This is a genomic window from Macrococcoides caseolyticum (assembly GCF_002902665.1).
Classification (GTDB): domain Bacteria; phylum Bacillota; class Bacilli; order Staphylococcales; family Staphylococcaceae; genus Macrococcoides; species Macrococcoides caseolyticum.
This window is the reverse complement of record NZ_PPRM01000042.1, coordinates 105933-112416: the sequence shown is the minus strand read 5'-3', so window position 1 is coordinate 112416 and position 6484 is coordinate 105933. Positions and strand designations below refer to the sequence as shown.

Here is a 6484-nt window from a genome sequence, read left to right as displayed (position 1 = left end):
TAATTATATATGGTGATTTATATCGATATAATTGATAATATAGTTTAAAAATGTACAGATATGAATTTATGGAGGCAATAACTATTGGAAAAATATGATATTGAAATTCTAGAAAATTCTTATAGCCATAGAACTTCTTATTGTGGCAATTATGGTATTTATGTTCTGCAAGAAGAAAATTATTTAGATATTGATAGAGAAAATTATTACTTTACTACTGATTATACAAAAGAAATTTATGGAGATATTATTAACAAGTATATAAATAGATACTTATTGGAAGTTTTAAATGGAATTAAAATTTGTCTTGGTGAACGTCCTTTAATGGTAAATAAATTGAATGATTTTGATATTGAAAAACAAATTGAAGCATATGAGATCATAAACTGTACTAAATATAATATTAAATATAACCAAATAATAGAAAGCGACGGAGACAAATTACTTAAGATTGCTTTAACCTCTCAAAATATAAGAGATATTTTTGTGCTATTGAATAGGGTAAACAAATTAGATGAACATACTTTTGTAAATATGTATAAAATAGATGATACTGCTAAATCATTGATAATACTTACTAGAGATATATCGTATATAGATACTTCAATCTTGAGCAATCAACAAAAAAAGTTGTCAAAACATAATGGCATTGCAAACAATTACTTAAATAGCGGTTTAATTGCAAGACACGGAAATAAGCTATGTGAACCTGGAAAGTCAAAGTTATCAAAAGAATCATTGTTTCAAGATACTTTAAAAGTCGTTAGAGAAATGATGAATATATTTTTAAATAATCCACATTTGAATTTTGATGATTTAGTGGATAAATATCTACTAACTAATAAACTAAAAAAGGGCACTAAAAAACCACATTGCCAATAAGGAAAAGTGGTTTTTTATTTGATTTAAAATAAATACTTTATTTTGTTATTGATAAAAAAGGGCAGATAAAGGGCAGATAATTAATAATATGAGAAATTGCATGAAATAGAAATTAAAATCAAATGCCTTAAAAAGCTGTAAAATCAATGTTTTTTAACTCTGTGAAATTCCTGGTGTATTATCCTTTCGAGTGACATCTGCTTGGGTGTACTAATTCGAAACGATTAAATACTTAGGTTAAGGCATACTTGTCTTGACCTTTTTCTTTTTGGTTATAAATATCATTGTAAGTGCGTTATAATAATACTTATTATATATTGTGAGGTTTTAATATGAGATTTCTAACAGCCGGAGAATCACATGGTCCGAAATTAACTGTGATTATTGAAGGTATTCCATCGAATATGAAGTTATCAAGTGACATGATCAATAAGGAGATGCTCAAACGTCAGGGTGGCTATGGGCGTGGACGTCGTATGCAGATTGAAAAGGACACAGTCGTGATTACCTCGGGTGTACGACATGGCATTACACTCGGAAGTCCAATTACAATCGAAGTGAATAACGATGATCATAAACATTGGCTTAAGATTATGGGTGTAGAAGAGAGTGAAGAAATGACACCGGATAAACGTAAGATTACAAAGCCGCGACCGGGTCATGCGGATTTAGTTGGTGGTATGAAATATCGTCATAGAGATTTACGTAATGTTCTGGAGCGTTCAAGCGCTCGTGAGACTGCTGCACGTGTTGCTGTCGGTGCAGTGTGTAAGGTGCTGCTTGAATCTTTAGGGATAAGTATCTATTCGCGCGTCATTGAGATTGGTGGCGCACGAGATAATGGTGAATATACTCTGGATGAGATTAAGACGAAAAACGACATAAATGACGTTCGTTGTATTGATGAAACCGTGGCCCAGGCGATGCGTGATAAAATTGACGAAGCAAAGTCGAATGGGGACTCCATCGGTGGTGAAGTACAGGTGGTTGCTGAAGGCGTACCGGTCGGACTAGGAAGTTATGTGCAGTATGATCGTAAACTGGATGGTAAGATTGCTCAATCTGTCATCAGTATCAATGCATTTAAAGCTGTGAGTTTCGGTGCAGGGTATGATATGAAGCATCTTCCTGGATCTAAAGTACAAGATGCAATCAGCTATAAAGAGGGCAGTGGTTATTATAGGATGACTAACAGTCTTGGAGGATTTGAAGGTGGTATGACGAATGGTATGCCGATTATAGTGAATGCTGTAATGAAACCTATACCGACGTTGTATAAACCGCTTCAATCTGTTGATATCGACACAAAGGAAGTATATCAGGCTTCAATCGAACGCAGTGATAGCTGTGCTGTACCTGCAGCTTCTATTGTCTGTGAACATGCGGTTGCATTTGAACTGGCAAAAGAGATATTGAATGAATTCCAGAGCAATGATCTAGAGCAGCTAAAAGAAAATATTGCACGGCATAGCCAGGCAATCCTTGATTATTAAGGAGCATATATGAAGTTAACGACGAATTATAATGACAATAATTATGATATTTTTGTAGAATACAAAGTATTAAATAAAGACTATGATTTTAATTATTATGATAAACGTATCGCACTGATAGATGAATCAGTATATCGGTTGCATCAACAGAAAATTGATTTGTTCTTGAACAAGCATTCCATCTTTAAGTTGCTGATTCCAGGTGGCGAGCAAGTTAAAACAATGCATCATTACAGTACGGTAGTAGAAAAGCTATTATCGATGCACGTAACAAGACACAGTTGTCTCTTTGCAATTGGCGGAGGTGCGACAGGTGATTTTACAGGATTTGTTGCAGCGACGCTCTTACGCGGCATTCATTTTATTCAAGTACCGACGACGATACTGGCGCATGATGCTTCGATTGGTGGTAAAACGGGAATCAATGCAAGCTCAGGTAAGAACTTAATCGGTGCATTTAAACGCCCTGATATGGTACTCTATGATCTGGATTTTCTAGATACGTTATCACAAAGCGAAAAGTTAAGTGGTTTTGCTGAAATTATTAAACACGTATTACTCAATACTAATGGGCATATCAGTAAAAGTGAGACTGTACTAGAAATAATGCATGATGTTAAAGATGAAGTTTGTTTGAGTGAACTGCATGCGATTGATAAGTGGATAACGTTTGGTATTCAGACAAAGATGAAAGTTGTCCATGATGATGAATTTGAATCAGGTGTTAGAAAGTTTTTGAACTTCGGACATACTTTCGGACATGCAATTGAATTTCATCATAAGTTACCCCATGGTATTGCAGTCATGCATGGTATGATCTATGCGTTACTTTTAAGTGATGTTATTGAAAGCGACATCATGTCACTCATGCGCTGGATGCACCGTCTCGGGTTAAAGAAATTAGTCTATGATAACTTTGATATATATTACGAGCTTATGAGACAGGATAAGAAGAACGAAGCGAACGAAATTAATTTTGTGTTGTACTATGAAAATGATGGCTACAAAGTAGAACAAGTAGATGTTAAACGATTAAGGAAAGCATTTGAGAGGTTAAGAAAGCTAGAAGGTGAACTGTTGTGAAATTAAAATATAATGGACCATTAACAGGAGAAGTTTCTGTTCCAGGTGACAAATCGATAACGCATCGTGCAATTATGCTTGCGAGTTTAAGTAAAGGAAAGACGGTTATTTCAAAGCCATTATTGGGAGAAGACTGTGTTTCAACAATTAATATTTTCAGGAAGTTAGGCGTTCAGATTTCAATAGAAGAGGATAACGTTATCGTTGATTCACCAGGCTATGAGCAGTTTCGTGAGCCTGCTGAAATCCTTTATACTGGAAATTCAGGGACTACGACACGATTATTGTGTGGCTTACTTGCAGGTCTTCCGTTTAAAACGGTATTAGATGGAGATGCATCCATCGGGCAACGTCCGATGGGGCGCGTCATCGAACCCTTAAGAGAGATGGGGGTAAACATTAAAGGAAGGGATAATCAGTTTACGCCGATTATTATCAATGATGGAGATATTTCTAAAGTACAGGGAATAAACTATATGATGCCTGTGAAAAGCGCACAAGTAAAAAGTGCGATATTACTAGCCGGTCTATATGCAGATGATGAAGTGCGCATCACTGAACAAGACATCTCTCGAAACCATACTGAGTTAATGTTTAAAAATAACAATATCGATATTGAGGTTAATGATAGAACAATCTTGTTAAAATCGAATGGTATACATGCTATCAAGATGAAGGACATAGAAATCCCTGGAGATATATCATCAGCTGCATTTTTTATCGTTGCAGCTTTGATTATTCCTGGTAGCAAGATTACTTTGCAGGACGTTGGAACGAATGTAACGAGAAGTGGTATTCTAGAAGTTGTCAAGATGATGGGCGGTAATATTCAAGTTATTGACAAAGTACAACAGACAGAACCTGTAAGTGATATCGTCGTTTCATATACGCATAATCTGACTGGAATTACGATTGAAGGTTCATTAATACCAAAGCTTATAGATGAGATTCCAGTGATTGCATTGTTATTAGCACATGCACAGGGTAGGAGTGAGATAAGGGATGCAGAAGAACTGAAGGTGAAAGAGACCAATCGAATTGATACGGTTGTTTCTGAACTTAATGCATTAGGTTACAAGATAGAACCAACAACAGATGGTATGGTCGTTTACGGTAAAGTAAAGGATGAGCGTACACGTGATACCTTTGATTCTTATGGCGATCATCGTATTGGAATGATGCTCGCAGTTGCAGCATTACTTGAAACGGTAGAAATCGAAATCAATCAATTTGAAGCGGTAAACATCTCATATCCGAGCTTCATGGAACATATTAATCAGTTAAAAGGAGAGTTATAATGGATATTAATCAATTAATCGATCAGATTCATCTGCAGCACCTAGAAGGTCTGAACGATAATGTAAAAAGTGCTTTATTTACAGATGATCATGATGCACTTTTTGAACTGGGTACAACCCTCATGCAATTTGGAATTGTACAAGAAGGTAAACTTGTATTTGAACGATTGTTTGAACTATACCCCGATGAGCCTGAGGTTCTAAGCTTTTATATCGAAAGTCTGATCGATACGAACGATATGGATCAGGCATTAATGATTTTACATGGACTCCCTAAAACAATAGAAAGATTGATGCTTGAAGCGGATATCTTTCAACAGCAGGATATGCCAGAAGTCGCAATAGAGAAGGTGAAAGAAGCTTATGAACTGTCTAATGAAGATCCAGTGCTTAGCTTTGCATTGGCAGAACTCTATTACTTTGACGGGCAATATTTGCCAGCTGTAAGAAACTATGAAACATTATTAAATAGTGGTATTGATGAAATTAACAATGTTAATTTGAATTTAAGGATTGCAGATAGCTTATTACAGACAGGTGATTACGATCAGGCGGTAGTTTACTATGAGAAAATAGATGAGAAAGATTATACGAGCGATGATTTCTTCAAAAAAGCGATTAGCTATCAAAAATCCGGTCTGATGGATAGAGCAATATCGACACTACAGTCTTTACTGGACAAAGATCCTGATTTTATGCAGGCATATCTGTTATTAGTTGAGCTGTTAGAAAGTGAACGCAAATATGAAGATGCAATTTTGGTAGGTCAGCAAGGGATACGATTAAATGAATTTTATAAAGAGCTGCTTGCTGATACAGGACGTATCATGATTAAAATGCATAATGAAAAAGGAGCGGACTATTTAATACAGGCATTAACAATTGATCCTTCTTATACTGAAGCGGGATTAGTATTAGCAGATTATTATCGCAAAGAAGAACTATATGAAGAGATGGTCCAGCTATTTACTGTTATTGACGAAGATGATATTGATCCAGAGATTTTATGGCATTTAGCATATAGCTATCAACAGCTGGAAAAAGATAAAGAAGCAAAGCATTTCTATAAAGAAGCTTACAATAGTCTGAATGAAAATGTTTCTTTCCTGAAAGATTATTATTATTATAGCCGAGAAATTGCGGACCAAATGCGTAGTGAACAGCTCTACAAAATAATTATAAGTCTGGATCCGGAGTTTGATGACATATACTAACATTATCAATGACCGCAAGAACTATTTAAGACATTTGTTAAATAACTATAATATAGAGAATAAGAACTTGGTATGGATACTGAATTTAATAAAAGATCGAGAAGATATACTTACATATATCAATATTATGAGAACAGATGTATTCATCAATCGCCTGATTATCTATCCTGACTTTAAGTGTCATCTCGTGCTTGCTCACGGAATTGTCACTGATGCATTTGTTATTTTTCACTATTTATTATCGTTAGATCATGATATTTATCTTGATGTATTTCCGCACGATAACAAATATCTTGAAATCGAGATTAAAGAACAGTTAAGGTTTTTTGTGGCATCATTAGATAATTCTGAATACAGCCAGATTAAGGAGAAGCTTCATTATATACAGCACAATGAAACTATAGAAAAAGAAATTAAACAGTATATAGAGCAGTTGATTGAAGAGACTTTATTGAATAAAGACAAATATACATTTAATCAATTGATACAATTATTACACATGATAGGAGAATAG

6 protein-coding genes are annotated in these 6484 nt (G+C 34.9%); all 6 read left to right on the top strand.

Translation table 11 applies throughout. From position 1 onward, the window contains the following. Positions 1 to 84: 84 nt before the first annotated feature. The 6 genes from CD152_RS07295 to CD152_RS07270 all read left to right on the top strand — a co-directional run bounded on the left by CD152_RS07295 (position 85) and on the right by CD152_RS07270 (position 6484). Positions 85 to 882 (top strand): hypothetical protein, encoded by a 798-nt coding sequence (locus tag CD152_RS07295; RefSeq protein WP_103214577.1) that lies wholly within the window; start codon positions 85 to 87, stop codon positions 880 to 882. A 332-nt stretch (positions 883 to 1214) separates the two neighbouring features. Further along, positions 1215 to 2375, top strand: a complete 1161-nt coding sequence (gene aroC / locus CD152_RS07290; protein WP_103214576.1) for a chorismate synthase — start codon at positions 1215 to 1217, stop codon at positions 2373 to 2375. Between the two features lie 9 nt (positions 2376 to 2384). After that, on the top strand, positions 2385 to 3458 hold the full coding sequence (aroB, locus tag CD152_RS07285) for a 3-dehydroquinate synthase (protein ID WP_103214575.1): 1074 nt from the start codon (positions 2385 to 2387) through the stop codon (positions 3456 to 3458). After that, positions 3455 to 4756, top strand: a complete 1302-nt coding sequence (gene aroA, locus CD152_RS07280; protein ID WP_103214574.1) for a 3-phosphoshikimate 1-carboxyvinyltransferase — start codon at positions 3455 to 3457, stop codon at positions 4754 to 4756. The genes aroB and aroA overlap by 4 nt, the downstream gene beginning before the upstream one ends. After that, positions 4756 to 5970, top strand: a complete 1215-nt coding sequence (locus CD152_RS07275) for a tetratricopeptide repeat protein (protein ID WP_101140867.1) — start codon at positions 4756 to 4758, stop codon at positions 5968 to 5970. Before aroA ends, CD152_RS07275 begins: the two co-directional genes overlap by 1 nt. Next, complete coding sequence (locus tag CD152_RS07270) at positions 5957 to 6484, top strand: YpiB family protein (protein WP_101140868.1); 528 nt, start codon at positions 5957 to 5959, stop codon at positions 6482 to 6484. Before CD152_RS07275 ends, CD152_RS07270 begins: the two co-directional genes overlap by 14 nt.

Coding starts and splice junctions, on each gene's coding strand:
- aroC (WP_103214576.1), top strand. CDS start 1,215: ATGAGATTTCTAACAGCCGGAGAATCACATGGTCCGAAATTAACTGTG.
- aroB (WP_103214575.1), top strand. CDS start 2,385: ATGAAGTTAACGACGAATTATAATGACAATAATTATGATATTTTTGTA.
- CD152_RS07275 (WP_101140867.1), top strand. CDS start 4,756: ATGGATATTAATCAATTAATCGATCAGATTCATCTGCAGCACCTAGAA.
- CD152_RS07270 (WP_101140868.1), top strand. CDS start 5,957: ATGACATATACTAACATTATCAATGACCGCAAGAACTATTTAAGACAT.